Source organism: Opitutus sp. ER46, from assembly GCF_003054705.1.
GTDB lineage: Bacteria > Verrucomicrobiota > Verrucomicrobiia > Opitutales > Opitutaceae > ER46.
Genome location: NZ_QAYX01000022.1, coordinates 578,029 through 594,965, shown reverse-complemented (window position 1 = coordinate 594,965; position 16,937 = coordinate 578,029). Strand labels below are relative to the sequence as shown.

The 16,937-nt window shown below is 68.4% G+C and carries 16 protein-coding genes; 9 read left to right on the top strand and 7 right to left on the bottom strand.

Annotated features, from left to right (window positions below; genetic code table 11):
* Positions 1 to 122 precede the first annotated feature (122 nt).
* The 4 genes from amt (at position 123) to DB354_RS12735 (ending at position 4,109) form a co-directional block, all read left to right on the top strand.
* Entirely contained in the window at positions 123 to 1,616 is a 1,494-nt protein-coding gene (gene amt, locus DB354_RS12750; protein WP_107835993.1) for an ammonium transporter, read from the top strand.
* Positions 1,617 to 1,728: 112 nt separating this feature from the next.
* Entirely contained in the window at positions 1,729 to 2,067 is a 339-nt protein-coding gene (locus tag DB354_RS12745) for a P-II family nitrogen regulator (protein WP_107835992.1), read from the top strand.
* Between the two features lie 178 nt (positions 2,068 to 2,245).
* Positions 2,246 to 3,748, top strand: a complete 1,503-nt coding sequence (locus DB354_RS12740) for an ammonium transporter (RefSeq protein WP_107835991.1) — start codon at positions 2,246 to 2,248, stop codon at positions 3,746 to 3,748.
* A gap of 22 nt (positions 3,749 to 3,770) precedes the next feature.
* Complete coding sequence (locus tag DB354_RS12735) at positions 3,771 to 4,109, top strand: P-II family nitrogen regulator (RefSeq protein ID WP_107835990.1); 339 nt, start codon at positions 3,771 to 3,773, stop codon at positions 4,107 to 4,109.
* A 222-nt stretch (positions 4,110 to 4,331) separates the two neighbouring features.
* Here DB354_RS12735 and DB354_RS12730 read toward each other — a convergent pair whose 3' ends face one another.
* The 3 genes from DB354_RS12730 to DB354_RS12720 all read right to left on the bottom strand — a co-directional run bounded on the left by DB354_RS12730 (position 4,332) and on the right by DB354_RS12720 (position 8,877).
* On the bottom strand, positions 4,332 to 6,284 hold the full coding sequence (locus DB354_RS12730; protein WP_107835989.1) for a tetratricopeptide repeat protein: 1,953 nt from the start codon (positions 6,282 to 6,284) through the stop codon (positions 4,332 to 4,334).
* Positions 6,281 to 7,789, bottom strand: coding sequence for a tetratricopeptide repeat protein (locus DB354_RS12725; RefSeq protein WP_107835988.1), 1,509 nt, complete (start codon positions 7,787 to 7,789; stop codon positions 6,281 to 6,283). The genes DB354_RS12730 and DB354_RS12725 overlap by 4 nt, the downstream gene beginning before the upstream one ends.
* Before the next feature lie 320 nt (positions 7,790 to 8,109).
* The gene (locus DB354_RS12720; RefSeq protein ID WP_158277510.1) at positions 8,110 to 8,877 is read right to left on the bottom strand and encodes a cytidylate kinase-like family protein; all 768 of its coding nucleotides are present in this window, start codon (positions 8,875 to 8,877) and stop codon (positions 8,110 to 8,112) included.
* 176 nt (positions 8,878 to 9,053) lie between these two features.
* Between DB354_RS12720 and DB354_RS12715 the strand changes: the two genes are divergently transcribed.
* A complete protein-coding gene (locus DB354_RS12715; protein WP_146180222.1) occupies positions 9,054 to 10,364 on the top strand; it encodes an acetylxylan esterase in 1,311 nt (436 codons plus the stop codon).
* 142 nt (positions 10,365 to 10,506) lie between these two features.
* On the opposite strand, the gene DB354_RS12710 is transcribed toward DB354_RS12715, so the two are convergent.
* Entirely contained in the window at positions 10,507 to 10,926 is a 420-nt protein-coding gene (locus DB354_RS12710; protein WP_107835985.1) for a hypothetical protein, read from the bottom strand.
* Positions 10,927 to 11,307: 381 nt separating this feature from the next.
* Here DB354_RS12710 and DB354_RS12705 point away from each other — a divergent pair, with 381 nt between their 5' ends.
* The 4 genes from DB354_RS12705 to DB354_RS12690 all read left to right on the top strand — a co-directional run bounded on the left by DB354_RS12705 (position 11,308) and on the right by DB354_RS12690 (position 14,708).
* Positions 11,308 to 12,060 (top strand): ATP-binding protein, encoded by a 753-nt coding sequence (locus tag DB354_RS12705; RefSeq protein WP_107835984.1) that lies wholly within the window; start codon positions 11,308 to 11,310, stop codon positions 12,058 to 12,060.
* On the top strand, positions 12,053 to 13,483 hold the full coding sequence (locus DB354_RS12700) for a sigma-54 dependent transcriptional regulator (protein WP_107835983.1): 1,431 nt from the start codon (positions 12,053 to 12,055) through the stop codon (positions 13,481 to 13,483). Before DB354_RS12705 ends, DB354_RS12700 begins: the two co-directional genes overlap by 8 nt.
* A 353-nt stretch (positions 13,484 to 13,836) precedes the next feature.
* On the top strand, positions 13,837 to 14,049 hold the full coding sequence (locus tag DB354_RS21995; protein ID WP_146180221.1) for a hypothetical protein: 213 nt from the start codon (positions 13,837 to 13,839) through the stop codon (positions 14,047 to 14,049).
* Positions 14,050 to 14,330: 281 nt separating this feature from the next.
* On the top strand, positions 14,331 to 14,708 hold the full coding sequence (locus DB354_RS12690) for a hypothetical protein (protein ID WP_107835981.1): 378 nt from the start codon (positions 14,331 to 14,333) through the stop codon (positions 14,706 to 14,708).
* A 19-nt stretch (positions 14,709 to 14,727) separates the two neighbouring features.
* On the opposite strand, the gene DB354_RS12685 is transcribed toward DB354_RS12690, so the two are convergent.
* From DB354_RS12685 to DB354_RS12675, 3 genes are all read right to left on the bottom strand, one after another.
* Entirely contained in the window at positions 14,728 to 15,258 is a 531-nt protein-coding gene (locus DB354_RS12685; RefSeq protein WP_107835980.1) for a DUF1003 domain-containing protein, read from the bottom strand.
* Between the two features lie 96 nt (positions 15,259 to 15,354).
* Positions 15,355 to 15,738, bottom strand: a complete 384-nt coding sequence (locus DB354_RS12680) for a VOC family protein (RefSeq protein WP_107835979.1) — start codon at positions 15,736 to 15,738, stop codon at positions 15,355 to 15,357.
* 14 nt (positions 15,739 to 15,752) lie between these two features.
* A complete protein-coding gene (locus DB354_RS12675) occupies positions 15,753 to 16,805 on the bottom strand; it encodes a LacI family DNA-binding transcriptional regulator (RefSeq protein WP_146180220.1) in 1,053 nt (350 codons plus the stop codon).
* Positions 16,806 to 16,937: the final 132 nt, after the last annotated feature.

The window sequence follows — 16,937 nt, the reverse complement described above, 5'->3', positions numbered from 1 at the left end:
TGCTCAACCGGCGGCGGTTCAGATGGTTCGCGCCGCCCCGGACGAGTCCGGCGATCCGGGGACAGCTGGTCGGCGCCGCGCCGGGGGCAGAGCAACGTTCACAACACACACACACCTCCCAAATGAAGCTAAGGTCCAAGTTCGACTCCGTGTTCTGGTGGAAGACCGCCTTTGCGGTTGCCGCGCTCGCGGGTCCAACGCTGGCGCTGGCGGCCGATGCCGCCGGGACGCCGGCAATTCCCAAGATGTCCGATCTGAGTGATCTGCGGGTCGCCGCGGACACCGTCTGGGTCCTCGTCGCGGCGATGCTCGTGTTCTGGATGAACGCGGGGTTCGCGCTGGTGGAGTCCGGACTCTGCCAGTCGAAGAACTGCACGAACATCCTGGCCAAGAACTTCATCGTGTTCGCCGCCTCCACGATCTCGTACTGGGTCGTGGGCTGGGGCCTGATGTTCGGCGACGGCACGCCATGGGTCGGAACGAGCGGCCTTTGGTTCGTCGGCGGCGCCGACAACTCGCCCGCCGTCGGTGCGGCCTATGCGGCGATGAATCCGTTCTCGACCGAGAAATATGCGGGCGTGTACGGAGCCATCAACTGGACGGCGGTGCCGCTCTGGGCGAAGTTCTTCTTCCAGCTCGTTTTCGCCGGCACGGCGGCGACGATCGTGTCGGGCGCGGTGGCGGAGCGCATCAAGTTTGGCGCGTTCCTGATCTTCAGCTTCCTGCTGGTCGCGTTCGTGTACCCGGTATCCGGTCACTGGATCTGGGGCGGCGGTTTCCTGAGCGCGGGCAACTTCCGCGATTTCGCGGGCTCGACTGTGGTGCACTCCGTGGGCGGCTGGGCCGCGCTGGCGGGAGTGATCGTGCTGGGGCCGCGGCTGGGCAAGTACCGCGACGGGAAGGTGCATCCGATCCCCGGGCACAACATGACTTCCGCGGCGCTTGGCGTGCTCATCCTCTGGCTCGGCTGGTTCGGGTTTAATCCCGGCTCCACGATGTCGGCCGGCAACGGCAAGGCGATCGCCCACATCCTGGTGGCGACCAACATGGCCGCGGCGACCGGCTCGCTCAGCGCGCTCGTCACGGCGTGGCTGCTGCTGAAGAAACCGGATTTCTCGATGATCCTGAACGGCTGTCTCGCCGGCCTGGTGGCGGTGACGGCGCCCTGCGCGTTCGTGACCGTGGGTTCGAGCGCCATCATCGGCTTGATCGCCGGCGTGCTCGTGGTCCTGGCGGTGGTCTTCTTCGACAAGGTGAAACTCGACGATCCGGTCGGCGCGCTGTCGGTGCACCTGGTCAACGGCGTCTTTGGCACGCTGGCCCTGGGGTTGTTCTACAACTACGACATCGCCTCGACGATCGCGGCGCTGCCGCCGGTGGGCGCGGACGGGCAGGTGATCCCGGCTGAGAAATGGGGCGTGCTGGCCCAGACTCTCGTGCAACTCAAGGGCATCGCAGTCGTGGGCGTCTTCGTGTTCATCGTCTCGCTCGTGCTCTGGTTCCTGCTCAAGGCCACCATGGGCATCCGCGTGAGCGCGGAGGAGGAGAGGGAGGGACTCGACATCGGCGAACATGGCAACGAGGCCTACCCCGATTTCTCGCCCGCCCATAAATAACCACCCCGTGTGACCGAAGGCGGGCGGAGGAACGATTTCTTGCGCCCGCAGTATCGGTTGCCACACTGCTCTCCACCCGATTTCTCAACGCAGCCACAGCCACCCATTTCGCATGAAACTCATCATCGCCATCATCAAGCCGTTCAAACTCGAAGAGGTGAAGGAGGCCCTCAGCGCCGCCGGGATCGAGGGAATGACGGTTACCGAGGTCAAGGGCTTCGGACGCCAGAAGGGTCACACCGAGATCTACCGCGGCAGCGAGTACACGGTTGATTTCCTGCCCAAGGTGAAGATCGAGGTCGCCGTGAGCGACGAAGTTGCCGGCAAGGCCGTCGAGGCGATCGTCAAGGCCGCCAAGACGGGCAAGATCGGCGACGGCAAAGTGTTCGTCGTGCCGGTCGACGAGGTCATTCGGATCCGCACGGACGAACGCGGCGAGACCGCGCTCTGAGCCGATTCAAGTCGGCCCCCTTTCAGCCGGACTGCCCGAGGGTGGTCCGGCTTTTTTGTCGTCTGGCGACGTGCGGGGGAGGGGCGTTGTCGACGCGCCGGCACGCGCGAAAATTCGAAAAACATGCATGGTTCGGCGCCTCGGCATCGATTCTGCTCATGGAGGGGAGTTCTCCACCATGAAACTCCTCCGCCTTGCCTGTTTACGTGGTCTGCTTGCCGCCGGCCTGCTGTTGGCCGTGGGCGCGACCGCGTTCGCTGAAACCGCCCCCGCCGCCCCCGCGGCTCCCGCGCCCACGCTCGAGCAGCGTGTGGCTGGTCTTGAAGCCTACCTCACGAACGGTGACCCGACGGCGGCGCTGAAGGACGCCACGGGCGCGGTGCCGGCCGGGCTCACGACTCCGTCGGTGGGCGTGCCCGGCCCGGGCCACAACGGGTGGATGATGACGAGCGCGGCGCTCGTGCTGTTCATGACGCTGCCCGGCCTCGCGCTGTTCTATGGCGGCCTCGTGCGGACCAAGAACGTGCTCTCCGTCATGGCGCAGTGCCTGGGGCTCGCCGGCCTCGTGGCCATCCTGTGGTGGGCGTTCGGTTACAGCCTCATTTTCGGCAAGAATTTCAACAGCCCGTTCCTGGGCGGGTCGGAGTTCTTCTTCCTGCGCGGCGTGGATAGCGCGCCCAACACGGACTACTCGTACTGGGTATCGCAGAACGTCTTCTCGATGTACCAGCTGATGTTCGCGATCATCACGCCGGCGCTGATTGTCGGCGCGATCGCGGAGCGCATGAAGTTTTCCGCGCTGATGCTCTTCATGACCGGCTGGCTGTTCCTGGTGTATTTCCCGCTCGCGCACATGGTGTGGGGCGTCACCGGGTTCATGAACGGCGTCTGGAACGCGGGGGCCTCGATCAAGGCGATCGACTTTGCCGGCGGCACGGTGGTGCACATGTCGTCGGGCTGGTCGGCGCTGCTGCTGAGCGTGCTCGTCGGGCCGCGCCTCGGCTTCGGCAAGACGCCGATGCCGCCGCACAGCCTGGTGTTGTGCATGGTCGGCACGGGCATGCTCTGGGTGGGCTGGTACGGCTTCAACGCCGGCTCGGCCGTCGCGGCTGACGGCGTCGCAGCGAACGCCTTCGCGACGACCACGATCGCCACCGCGGTGGCCTCGTTCTCGTGGGCGGTGCTCGAGTACCTCACCCGCCGCAAGGCGTCGGTGCTCGGCCTCTGCTCCGGTGCGGTCGCCGGCCTGGTCGTGGTGACCCCGGCCTGCGGCTTCATCACGATGTCGGCGGCGGTGCCGCTCGGCGTCCTCGCCGGCATCGTGCCGTTCCTGGCCTGCACCAAGCTGAAGGCGCTGCTGAAGTACGACGACGCGCTCGACACGTTCGGCGTGCACGCCGTGGGCGGCACGCTCGGGGCGCTGCTCACCGGCTTCTTCGCCACCGCGCAGGTCAACGGAAACCTGAACACCAATCTGAAAGACGTCGTGGGCCACACCCTGTGGCTCGAGCAGCTCAAGGCGATGGGCCTGACCGTTGCCCTTGCGCTGGTGGCCACCGCGATTCTCGGCGTGCTGATCAAGGCGACAATCGGGCTGCGCCCGGGGATCGAGGCCGAGCAGGAGGGCCTCGACCTCAGCGACCACGGCGAAGAGGGCTACATCTACGAGCCGAAGTCCTGATCAACCCCAACCCGCCACTCTCATGAAATTCGTCATCGCCATCATCAAACCATTCAAACTCGAGGAAGTTAAGTCCGCCCTGGCCGACGTCGGCGTCGAGGGCATGACCGTGACCGAAGTGAAGGGCTTCGGTCGCCAAAAGGGGCACACGGAAATCTACCGTGGCTCCGAGTACACCGTGGACTTCCTGCCCAAGGTGAAGATCGAGGTGGCCGTGCCCGACGAACTCGCGGCGCGCGCCATCGAGGCCATCGTCGGCTCGGCCAAGACGGGCCGGATCGGGGACGGCAAGGTCTTCGTGGTGCCGCTCGAGGAGGTCATTCGGATTCGCACCGACGAGCGCGGCGAGTCGGCGCTCTGAGCCGACCTTCGCGATCCTCCCGCTACCCGTCTACTCGCTGCTGCCACACGCCAGACACACACGCACAACGGCGCGGCCATCCGAAATCCGGATGGCCGCGCTTCGTTTTGGCGCGCACGGAGGAAGCGGATGCCGCCGGGAGTGGCACGGAGTGCGGCGACGGCCCCACGCGGCCGACCGTGGCCGAGCGCGCCGCGGCGATGACTGCCGCGCCGCGCCGAGTCAGCGCGCGCCGCGGTACCGCTGCGCGTTGGCCATGGCCTCGGCGGCCTCGCCGGCGCGGCCGAGTTGGCGGCAGGAAAGCGCGAGATTGTACCAGGCGTCGGCGTCGGTGGGCGCCAGTTCGAGCGCGGCGCGAAAGCGGGTGACGGCTTCGGCGTGGCGCCCGGCGCGCGCGAGGGCGCGGCCGTACGTGATGGGCACGCGGGCGTCGGCGGGGGCGAGTTGGGCGGCGCGTTCGAAGTGCGGGACGGCGGCGGAGAACTGATCGGAGAGCGTGAGCGCGATGGCCCAGTTGAGCTCGGCCTCGGCGTCAGTGGGATCGAGGCGGACGGCGGTTGCGAAGTGGGGCAGTGCCTCGGCGGTGCGGCCCTCGGTGGCGAGGGCGAGGCCGAGGTTACGGTGGGCGACGGCGTAGCCGGGCTTGAGCCGTACGGCTTCCTGGAAGTGCGCGAGGCCCTCGGCCGCGCGGCCGGCGACCATGAGTGCGGCCGCAAGATTGTTGTGCGCCTCGGCGAACTTTGGCTGGAGCTTGAGGGCGCGCTCGAGATGAGGAATCGCCTCGTTGAGGCGACCGAGAACGCGCAGGTCGTCGCCCAGATTGTTCTCCGCGAGCGGAAAGTCCGGGCGGAGCTGAAGGGCGCGCTGCAGATGGGGGATGGCTTCCTCGTGGCGGCCGGCGGCGGCGAGCGCCTCGGCGAGGTTATTGCGCACCATCCAGGAGTCGGGGTTTCGTTCCAGCGTGGCGCTGAAGAGCGTGAGGTTGTCGCGGAAGTTCGCGCTCTGGCGGCTGGTGAGGAAACCGAGCGCGAGGAGCAGGACGGCGAAGCCGCCGAGCGTCGCGGCGCGCCAGCGGGCAAGGGCGAGGGTCAGGCCGACCCCGAGCGTGGCGTGCACCGCCAGGCTGGCGAGGTACTGGAAGTGGTCGGCCACGTACGAAAAGAGGAACGGGTACACGTTCACGAACCCGAGGGCGGGGAAGAGTGCGCCGCCAAACAGCAGGTAGGCGGCGAGCTGCCCGCGTCGGCGCGTGAGCAGCAGGGCAACGGCGAGGCCGACGGCGGCGAGCGGGAAGAGGTATTGCCAGGCGGACGCGGCATCGACCGTCCAGCGCGGGTAGATGAACACCAGGTTGGCGGGCCAGAGGAGCTGCAGGAGGTAGAACCAGACGACGCGACCGGCGAGGAGGACGCGTTCGACGGGGCCGAGGCCGAAACCCTCACCCTGGGCGCCGATCAAGGTGCGTTCGGCCCAGGCGGTGAGCAGCCCGCCGACGAGGGCGAGTGCGAACCAAGGCAGCAGCGGCAGCACGTCGCGGCGGACGTCGATCCGGCCGCGGCGCCACCAAGCGAGCACGAGGAGGGCGGCGGGGAGCGTGGCGGTGACGGTCTTCGTGGCGAGGGCGGCAAAGAACCACAGCGAGGCGACGGCGTAGCGCGCGGGCCGGCGATCGTCCTCAAACCGCAGATACGCGAGCGCGGCGCAGAGGTAGAACACGAGCGAGAGCGTGTTCTTCTGTTCGGCGACCCAGGCGACGGACTCGGCGGCGACCGGATGCAGGGTGAAAAGCAGCGCGGCGAGCCACGCGCCCGGAACGGCGAGCCGACGCAGGACGGTGGCGAAGAGGCACGCGGCGGTGGCATGCAGCAGGACGTTGAGGAGATGGTAGCCGAACGGCGCGTCGCCCCACAGGTGTGATTCCAGCCAGAAGGCGGAGTGGAGGAGCGGGTAGTACTGCTGCGTGGCGCCGAAATCGAACCAGATGCGGTACAGCCCGCCGAGCGTCCTGAGCTCGGGGCGAGTGACGTGGCCGGCGTCGTCCCAGATGAAGCCGGCCGAGAGCGCGGGCGAGTAGGCCACGAGGGCGGCGGCGAAGATGAGGACGATCAACCAAGGCGAGGAGCGGTCCCACCAGGGCGCGGTCGCGGTACCGGGGGCGGAGGTGCGCGACGTCATGGCCGGCCGGATTGCTGGGCGAGGAGGTTGGCGACGCGGGCAACGTCGGGGCGTTGCGTCCAGCTGGCGGGAGCGATGGCGCGGGCGCGCTCAAAACTCGCGCGGGCGGACGTCAGGTCGTGCATCGCGAGGTCAACCTGGCAGCGGAGCAGCCACGTGTCGGGGCGATCCGGTTCGTGCTCGAGGGCGAGGACGAGGTCCTGCCGGGCCTCCGGCCAGCGACCGCCGCGGGCGTAGAGCATGGCGCGCTGGCGGGCGGCGGAGGCGGGATTGGCGGCGAGTTTGATCGCGAGCGTGAGGTCCTGCTCGGCCTGGGCGTAGTCGCCCTGTTCCATCGCGTGGATCGCGTGGAGTTCGCGGAGCTCGGGCATCGCGGCGGCGGGAGGCGTCTTCAGGACGGCGAGCTCGTGGTACAGGTAGTAGATCGGGTTGACCGCGTCGTTCATCACGTGGTGCGCGGGGAGGAGAAGCGCGGCGGCGGCGGCCACGCCGAGCGCCGGGCCACGCCAGGGCGGATTCTCCTGGAAAAGAACGATGAGCCCCAGGGCGGCGAGGGGCAGGAGCATGGTCATGGACCGACTGTAGTCCTGGGCGGTGGCGAGACCGATGCCCACGTAGACGATCGCGCCCGCTCCGAGCAGTGCGGCGTGGGTCGGCGACCGCCGCAGGAGGAGGACGGCGGCGATCACGAACAGCCAACCGGCGCGGAGCCCATCCCAGACGCCGAGCAGGATGCGGGAGAACGGCGCATCGAGGTAGTTCTTGCCGGCGAAATACCCGGAGACGGTTGCGCCGCTGGAGGACGCGCCGGCGAGGAGCCCGAAGCGGACGACGAGAAAGCCGGCGAGAAGGGCGGCCGGTATGGCGAGTTCGCGGCGCCAGGAGAAGGCCGGCGAGGTGGTGACGGTAGGGGCGAGCGCGGCGTGCACCCAGCGGCAGAGGATCGCGAGCGGCGCGGCCATGACGAAGCGTTCGTCGACCCATGGCGCCCACAGGCAGGCGGCCCAGACGGTCCAAGGGTGGCGGCCGAACGCGACGAGCAGGAGACCGAGGGCGAGCCAGGAGTCGTAATAGCCGAGCCAGCCGGTCGAGACAAAGAACCAGGAGCCGGCGCCGAGGGCGAGGGTGGCGAGAGCGGCGTCGGTCCAAGTGTAGCCGTGGCGGCGCAGGAGGCTGACCAGGAAGCCGAGGACCGCGACGCAGCCGACGTGGGCGAGACCGAAGAGGAGCGTGGGCGACAGGTTCAGCGCGTAGCCGACGACGGGAAACAGGAGCCGCCACTGGATCGCGCGGTGGAGCGGGTCGGCGATCTCCGCGCCGGGGTGGGCGGCCTGGGCGAGAACGGAGACGCCGCGGCGCACCTCCAGCATGCCACCCATCTCAGGCACGCGGGACCACAGCGTGAAGGCGCCCCAGGAGGGACTGAAAAAGAAAATGACCGCGGCGAAGCAGGCGATTCCCAGCAGCCAGCGGAAGATGTTTTCGCGGGAGAAGATCGAAGACACGGGGAAGTTGAGGCGCCGCAGAATCGCAGTGCCGGGAGGGCGGGCACCACAAAAAAAGGCGGCGCTGGTTTTCGCGCCCAGGCCCCGCGGCAGCCGTGCGCCGCACGGTCTCGGGAAAGGGAGGCGCGAATGGGTACCACGGAGATAACTAGCCAGATCTGGCTAGTTATCTCATGTAACTAGCCAAATCTGGCTAGTTATCGCGCTGCCGGACAAGATTCCGGCAGCGTCCCCGGGCGGGAAAAAATGAGGATGCGGCGCTCCAGCCCGCCGTCCTTGGCTCGATGGGACGGAGGCGCGGAACGCCCGGCGGCGAAGACTCAGCGGAGCGACACCGGAGTCGCCGAGGCGGCGCTTCCCGCGGTGGCGGCCGGTGCGGTGGACATCGTGGCGGTGGTGTGAGCGCGGACGAAGCCGGCGATGATCTCGCCCGCGGTCTCGGCGGGGATGGTGCCGGTGTTGATGACGAGGTCGTACTCGCTCGGGCTGGCGACGTCGGTGTTGAAGTTGGACTGGACGTAGCGGGCGCGGGCGGCGTCGCGGCGGCTGTTGTGCATCGCGGCGGTGGTCGGATCGACGCCGAGCCAGCGGGCGGTACGCTCGGCGCGAATGGCGACAGGTGCGACCAGGCGGACGTGCACGCCGTTGGGGATGCTCGCGGTGGCGAAGTTGGCGCCGCGGCCGAGGAAGATGGCGTGGCCATCGCGGGCGAGCCGGCGGATGAGCTCGTTGGTCTTGTCGATGAGGCTCCAAAGATTCGGGTGGAGCCCGATGATCTCACCAATCGTGGCCTGGATCTCTGAAGTGCGGTCCTCGGGCAGGAACCGGGCGAGCCGCGGCGGAAGGCCGGCGCTCAGCAGCATCTCGTCGATGAGGTTGGCCGAATAGACGGCCCAGTGCGGGGCGCGGGGATCGGGTTCGTGGAGCTGGGCAACGATGGCGCGCGCGACAGCGGAGCCGCCGGCGCCGGACTCACGGGAGAGGGTGACAAAAGGGCCGGGAGCCTTGATGGCACCGCCTGGGCCCGTGTGGCCGAGGTGGACATTGAGGTACGCCTCCGCCTTCTCGAAAACCGGCAAGGGATTCATGGCGTGGTCGGGGTTGCCCTCCAGTATGGGCGCGATGCGCGGGCCGACAAACCTCGGCTGGTATTTGGGCGGGATTAGCAGGCTGACTTCCGGTTGCGCAAGATATGCGCAGACCGGGAAGGGCGGGGCTGGATTCCCGGTTGCGGCGGTCGCGATGTCGCAGTGTATTCCGCGCCATGAACCTGCGAGCCTGGCTGGGGATCGGAGCGACGGTGGCGATGGTGGCATCGGCCGGGATGGCCGGAGCGGCGGAGGCTCCGGCGGGAACGACCGGGGAGCCGAAGGAGCCTGGTCCGCTCCGGCGGGCCGCGACGGGCCATGTCTCCAACTACGACGAGACCAAGGTGGGGTCCTACACGCTGCCGCCCTTGCTGGTGGATCGGAGTGGCCGGCCGGTGACGGCTGCGGCGGCGTGGTCACAGCACCGGCGGGCGGAGGTCCGGGCGGCGTATGAGCAGGAAATCTTTGGCCGTGTGCCGGAGCGGGCGCCACGCGCCCGGGCGACGGTGCTGTCGGACAACGTGCCGGTGGAGAATGGCGCGGCGGTGCGGAAACACGTGGTCCTGAACTTCGGGCCGGACGAAACGGGCCCGAAGGCGGACGTGGTACTGTACCTGCCGGCGGCGGCGAAGCAGCCGGTGCCGGTGCTGCTGCATGTGGTGTTCTTCCGCGGCCTGCCGAGCGAGGTGCCGGAGCCGCCGCTGCCGCCGGCGTTCGCGAAATCCGGCCGGGCGTTCAGCGAAACCGGACCGGTGGCCGAGATCCTGGCGCGCGGCTACGGGTATGCGACTTTCCGTTACGGCGAAGTGCAGCCGGACAACAAGGAGACGCACGCGCGTGGCGTGCAGGCGCTCGCGTATGCGCCCGGGCAGACGCGGCCGGGGCCGGGCGAGTGGGGGACGATCACGGTCTGGTCCTGGGCGGCGAGCCGGGTGCTGGACGAGTTGTCCGCGGACGCGCGGGTGGACGGGAGCCGCGTCGCGCTGATCGGGCATTCGCGGCTGGGCAAAACGGCGTTGTGGGCGAGCGCGCTGGACCCGCGGTTCGCGCTGACCTTCGCGAGCTGCAGCGGCGAGATGGGCGCGGCCCTCTCGCGGCGGGACTTTGGGGAGACCGTGGACGACATGGCGGTGAGCTTCCCCTGGTGGTTCGCCGAAGGCTTTCAGAAATATGTCGGGCACTGGCCGGACATGCCGGTGGACGCGCACAGCCTGATCGCGCTCAGCGCGCCACGACCGGTGTTCCTGACCGGAGGCACGGAGGACCTGTGGGCGGATCCCAAGGGCCAGTTCCTCGCCGCGGTGGCGGCGGGGCCGGTCTACCGGCTGTTGGGGAAGCGTGACCTGGGCACGACGGAGCTCCCGCCGCTCGACGTCGCGCTGACGGACGGGAGCCTCGGCTGGCGGTATCACCGCGGCGGACACGCGATCCTGCCGGGAGACTGGCAGGCGTTCCTGGACTTCGCCGACCGGCACCTCAAGCGGTGAGGGAACGGCGAGCCAGCGAGGCGTTACGCCGCGTTGTGCGGCGGCGTGGCGGTCCGACGCGGGCGGCATGAAAGCCGCCTGCATGGCGATGCGGATACGGAAGCAGCGGCCGGGCGACGCGGCGTAGCCGGCGCCGGCGCGACTAGTCGGCGTTGTCGGCCGAAACGTTCGGGCTCCCCTGCTCGTGGTCGAGCGTGATGCCCGCCTCTTCAAGGGTCTCGTGCAGCGGCTGCAGGAAGCGGTCGCCCATTTCCTCGAGCCGGAACTCGACCTCGGCGAAGTCGGTGTCGGTGGCGAAAGCCACGGCATCGGCGAGCTGGATCAGTTCCTGGTCGCCGAAGTGCTCCTCGACGACGGACTGGTTGAAATCGAGCGCGGTAAGCGTGGCCCAGTAACACCCGTCGTCGGGGTCAGCCGGACGAAGGCGGACGAGGCCATGCAGGTTCGCGTTCGCGATCCGGGTGACGAAGCACCGGAGCGTGACATAGGCGTACGCGAGGTTGGCGAGCTGGGTCTGACGCAGGAGGGCCTGGCGGGTGGCGAGAAGTTTCGAAAGTTTCATAGGGATGAAGTTTCTGGCTTCGGTGCCCGTGCACCTTCTTGGGGGAGATGTACGCCCGGCGGTCGGAGGACCGACGGGATTGTGCCCACGCCGCAAGAGGGCGGCGTGGCACGGTTCGGACCTAACTCTCAAAGAGCAGCGGCAGGGCGCTGCAGTCTCACACTGCAATCTGCAACCTGATCCTGGCTGAAATCTGCTCCTAACAACGACTCACTGGCCTGCTGACTTGAGGACTGTCGGTCGGGTTCCCGGAATGTCCAGCCCGGAGCCGACATTTTTCTTGGCCCGACGCGTGGGCGGTCGGGCGCCGGCAGTGTGTGCGTAGAAATTGACAGCCGGCGCGTTGTTGCGCCCCGCGAGGTGTGCGAACCTTCGCCGGCCATGGAACCGCTGCCAGTCACACCGATGCCGCAGGACGCGGCGAAGGCAGTGCAGGAGAAACAGCTCCTGCTCTCGCGGCTGCTGGCGCGGCTGGCGCACGAGATCAGGAATCCGCTGAGCTCCCTCGACATCCACGTGCAGCTCCTCGAGGAGGACGTTGCGCACACGCCGCCGGAAGTGCGGGCGCGTTCCGCGGCGCGCTTTCGCATCATCCACACGGAGATCGAGCGGCTGAACAACCTGGTGAAGCAGTTCCTCAGCCTGGCGGGCCGCACGGCGGTGAACCGGCAACCGGTGCAGGTGGCGGCGGTGACCGACCACGTGTGCGCGCTGCTGCGACCGGAGGCGGCGGCGCATGGCATCGAGATCGCGCTGGAGCTGCCGGAGGCGCTGCCGCCGATCGTGGCCGACCCGGACCAGCTGACGCAGGCGCTGGTGAACCTGGTGCTGAACGCGGTGCAGGCGGTCGGGCGCGAGGGGCGGGTGCTCGTGGCGGCGCGCGTCGAGGTGGCGGCGAACCAGATGCATATTGCGGTGACGGATACGGGGAAGGGCATCGACCTGGAGAACGTCGAGGCACTGTTCGAGCCGTTCTACACGACGAAGGAGGACGGCAGCGGCCTGGGCCTTTGGATCGTGCGGCAGATCGCCGTGGCGCACGGCGGGATGATTCGCGCGGAGAATGCGGCGACGCGCGGCGCGGTATTCACGCTGACGCTGCCGTTGCGGGTGAACGAGGAGAACCATGGATAACGCGAGATTTCGACTGCTGGTGGTGGATGACGAACGCGGCCTCTGCGCGGGCGTGCAGGAAGCACTGCGCCGCGAAGGCTACCTGGTGGACGGGGCGAACGACGCCCGCACGGCGCTGGAGCTGCTGGGCGCGCACTCGTACCAGGTGGTGCTGACGGACGTGCGCATGCCGGAGATGAGCGGGCTGCAGCTGCTGCAGCAGGCGCGGCAGGCGCACGCGGACACGCAGTTCATCGTGATGACCGCGTACGGCACGGTGGAGAACGCGGTCGAGGCGATGAAGGCGGGCGCCTACGACTACGTGACGAAGCCGCTGGACATGCAGCGGCTGCGGCTGCTGGTCGCCAAGGCGCTGGAATTTCGGAACGTCGTCGCGGAGAACAACGAGCTGCGGCAGCGGTTGCGCAAGAAGGCGGAGCCGGGGCTGCTGATCGGGGAAAGCGAGCCGATGCGCCGCGTGCTGGAGACGGCGCAGGAGGTGGCGCGCAGCGACGTGACGGTGCTCATCGAAGGCGAGAGCGGCACGGGCAAGGAACTGGTGGCGCGGACGATCCACCAGCACAGCGCGCGCGCGGGCAAGCCGTTCATCTCGGTGAACTGCGCGGCGTTTGCGGAGCAGTTGCTGGAGGGCGAGCTCTTCGGGCATGTGAAAGGGGCGTTCACGGGCGCGGTGACGACGAAGCCCGGACGCTTCCAGCTGGCCGATGGGGGCACGCTGTTCCTGGACGAGATCGGCGACCTGCCGGCGAAAGGGCAGGGCGACCTGCTGCGCGTCCTGGAGGATGGCGCGTTCCGCATGGTGGGCGGGACGGAGCTGATCCGCGTCGACGTGCGCATCGTGGCGGCGACAAACAAGCGGCTGCAGGAGGCGGTGACCGCGGGCCGCTTCCGGGAAGACCTCTTCTATCGCCTGCAGGTGGTGCCGATCGTCGTGCCGCCGTTGCGCGAGCGGGCGGAGGATATCCCGCTGCTCGTCGAATCGTTCCTCGACCACTTCTCGTCCAAGCATAAGCGCCGGCGGAAGAAGCTGTCGGCCGAGGCGATGCAGCTGTGCCGCCGCTTCCCCTGGCCCGGCAACGTGCGGCAACTGCGCAATGTCGTTGAGCGACTCGTCGTCACGTGTGCGGGCTCGACGATCGAAGTACGTGACTTGCCGGACTTCCTGCAGGAGCACGACCGGCAGGCGCCGGCGTGTGAGATCCGGCCGGGCATGACACTCGCGGAATGCGAGAAGCTGCTGATCCGGCAGACCCTCACGCATGCGACGGCGAACCGCGAGCAGGCGGCGCGGCTGCTGGGAATCAGCCGGCGCGCGCTGCAGTACAAATTGAAGTCGTACGGGCTGTTGCCGGCGAAGCGTGAGCCGGTGCCGCCGACGTCGGTACCGGAGCTCAATGGCGACGGCAAAGGCGCGGTCGACTGAGGCGACGCAGGCGCGGGTGACCGACGACCGGAACAGCGCTGATCGCCGTCGTGTGCGCTTTGCACCTCTTGGGCCGGCGAACGGGGGGGGGCGCGGTTATGCCCGGCGTGTGGAACCGGGCGGACCCGCGGTCTGGCGCAATCGTGCGCAGCGTTGCACGTCGCTCGCGCCGGGGGTGCAGGTTTTGCGCGAGCGGTGATGATGGCGCCCAACTGGGCCAGGGAAGCGTTCGCGCGTGGCATGGGCAAAACGTTGATGGGGTGGGACGTCGGTTCACCGAAACCGCCGGGGCACACCTGATGCACCCGGAGGGGGCGTCCAATCGGACACTCTAAATTCAATCACTCCCATCAATGAGCACCGAAAATTCTCTCCCCACCGCCACGACCAACGTCGTGCCCATGACCACGGCCGCTGCGACTCCCGCGCCGGCCGCGACTACCGCGACTACCGCGGCGGCTCCCGCGGCGACCAACGCGCCGAAGGCGGTCGCGAAGATGTCGCGCCGCCGGCAGCGGGGCGGGGCAGCTTCTCCGGCGCCGACGCAGCCTGCGACGACGCGCTGATCATCGGCCACCGGGCCTTGCCGGTGTGACGTGAATCAGCTTTCGGTTTGCGCGGCGGGCTCCCTCGTGGGCCCGCCTTTTCCTTTCGCTCGCGTTCCGGCGAAAGGCGGCCGGCAGCGTGCACTTCCCGGCGTCCAGCGGTGCAATCTGTGCACGGACGGCAGTTCGGCAACGGCAGAGACGGACGAGTGAGAACCTGGAATGTGGCGTCAACGGCTTAGCTTCCAGCCGCTTGTGGCTGCATCCACTAAGTCGGTACGCAGGCTGCGTGACAGGCGCGCATGAGCCAACTCGTCGACGATCTTCTCACGCTTCAGAATCTGGTCCGGCTGGGTGATGCCGCGACGGCGGAACAGAAAGGACAGATCGAGAAGCTGCGGGCGGCGGTGCCGCCGGCGATTTCGAATCACTTTTTCCGGCAACTGCGGGGTGGCCGCCGGGGCATCGCGCTGGTGCGCAACGGAGTCTGCGGTGAGTGCCACTTACGGCTGTCGCATGCGATGGTGCACATGTTGAGCCGCTCCAACGACCTCCTGATGTGTGAAAGCTGCGGCACGTTCGTGACGCTTTCACCGGAGGACAAGCACGCGATCGGCGCGGTGGCGGCGGGCGTCACGATCAAGCCCCGGGCGACCCGCGCGAAAGCGATGGCGGTGTGATGATTTTCCGGACCGGCGCTCAGGCGCCGGTCTTTTTGTTTTCGGCGGCGGACAGCCGGTCGAGCACGTGTTCGGGCGAGACGTCCTGTTTCAGCTGGTCGATCTCGGGTGTGCCGACGGTGGAGGGAGCCCCGACCTTGTCCGCGATGGCGCTGGTGAGCTGGAGCACGCGCGTGACCTCGTGCTCCGCGAGCAGGCTGATTTGCAGGTCGAGCTCGGCGCGTTGCTCGCTGATGGCGGCCAGCCGGTTCTGCATGATCAGCACGAACGTGGAGAGGAAGATCGCCTCGGCCGAAGTCACCATGGCGAGGACGACGAAGGAAGGATCGAACGGGCGCAGGGGCGTCCACCCGAGGTTGATCACGATCCAAGAGCCGAAGACCGCGAAGTGGAAATAGACCGACACGATGCTGCCGGCGAAGCGGCCGATGCCGTCGGAGAGGCGCTCGCCGAAGGTGCGGCTCCGTTCGACGGCCTGGCGGCGGGCGAGGAGCGCGGTGATGTTGCGCTCCACGACAGGAGCGACGTTGGCGGGCGGGGAGGAGGGCACGGCGTTGGGTGCACGATAGAACCCAACGCGTGCGAGTGGTTCGCCGGGCGCTGAAGCGGCGCCGGCGTGGCGCCGCGGCGGCCACGGGCCGCGAGTTCAGGGCATCGGGTTCGTGCGCTGGCAGAGCTGCAGCGCCACGTTCCACGGGTCACGCATCATGATCAGCATGGAGCCGTCGGGCTGCGGTTCCTCGAGGAAGAGGGTGGCGCCGGCCTGCTGGAGCCGGGCGGCATCGGCGCGGGCGTCACGCGAGACCACGGCAAAATGGAAAACGAGCGGATGCTGCGCGGCGTAGTCGGGGATGGTCGCCTTGGGGTTGGAGTAGAGTTCCACGATGACACGGCCGGACGCGTCGGCCAGGAAGTGGGTGAACGGGGCGTCGGGGCGGGAGCGCGCGACGGAGAACCCCAGATGCTGCACGTACCAGCGGGCGTGGGCCCGGGCGTCGGGCACGTTGAGGGCGAAGTGTTCGAATTTCATGCGGAGAGAGAGGCTCAGGCGCCGGCAGGGCCGATGCTGCCGCGGTCGACGAACTTGGGCCGGACGAGCCGGTGCAGGGGGCGGGTGGTGAAGGGCCGGGCAATCTGCCGGGTGAGAATCTCGACGGCGATCCGGGCGGTCTCGGCAATCTGCTGGTCCACGCTGCTGAGCGCGGGGCGGGTCATGAGGCAGATGTTCTGGTTGTTGAAACCCACCATGGAGAAGTCGCGCGGGACGCTGAGCCCGGCGGCCTGGAAGTGGAGCAGCGCGCCGACGGCCGTCTCGTCGTTGACGGCGATGAACGCGGTCGGGCGGGGGGCGTGCTGGAGAAACTCCTGCGCCAGGACGGCACCGTATTCGAAATGGTCCCGCCGCGCGTGCAGGTGATCGTAGGCCAGCAGGCTGGCGGCGGGGTCGAGACCGAGTTCCGTCACCGCCCGGTGAATACCGGTGAGCCGGTCGGCGACGGTCTGGAAATTGCCCGACAGGCCCAGCAGGCCGAATCGGCGGTGACCAAGCGCATGGAGGCGGGTGACGACATCGGCCATGGCCTGGGTGCGGTCGAGCGAGACGGTGTTGGCACGACGGACACCCACCGAATCGATGACCAGGTGGGGCGTGCCGTGGCGGTCGAGCTCGGTGATGCGGGCGGCGAGTTCGGCGGTCTCGAAGTGACCGATGAAGACGACGGCTTCGACGCGGAGGGAGCGAAAGTGTTCGAGCGTCTTCTGGCTCGCCCCGGGTTCGAGCACCTCGATCAGCGCCACGAGGCCGGCATCGCGCAGGCCCTGCTGCAGGGCCGAGACCTTGGCGACGGCGGTCGGCGTGAGGAAGTTTTCCATGCAAACCCCAACCATGGCGGAGCGGCGGCCGCGCAGGTGCAGGGCGTGCGCGTTGGGGGTGAAGCCGGTGGCCTGAATGGCAGCCTGGATACGCTCCATCGACTTCGGCCGCAGGTCGCCGTGGCCGTTCAGCGCCCGTGAGACGGTGCTGCGGGAGAGACCCACGTAGCGGGCGAATTCCGCGGTGGAACGAATGAGGACGGGCTGGGTTGGACGCGCGGGCACAGGCGACGGGTAGAGAGTTCCGCGGGACGTCGCAAGCCGCGTCACCGGAGCGCCGCGGCGGTGGATGGGGCCAGGGCGCCGACACGTGTCGCAAAAACAACGACACGTGTCGCTTTGCGGTTGACTTCGCCG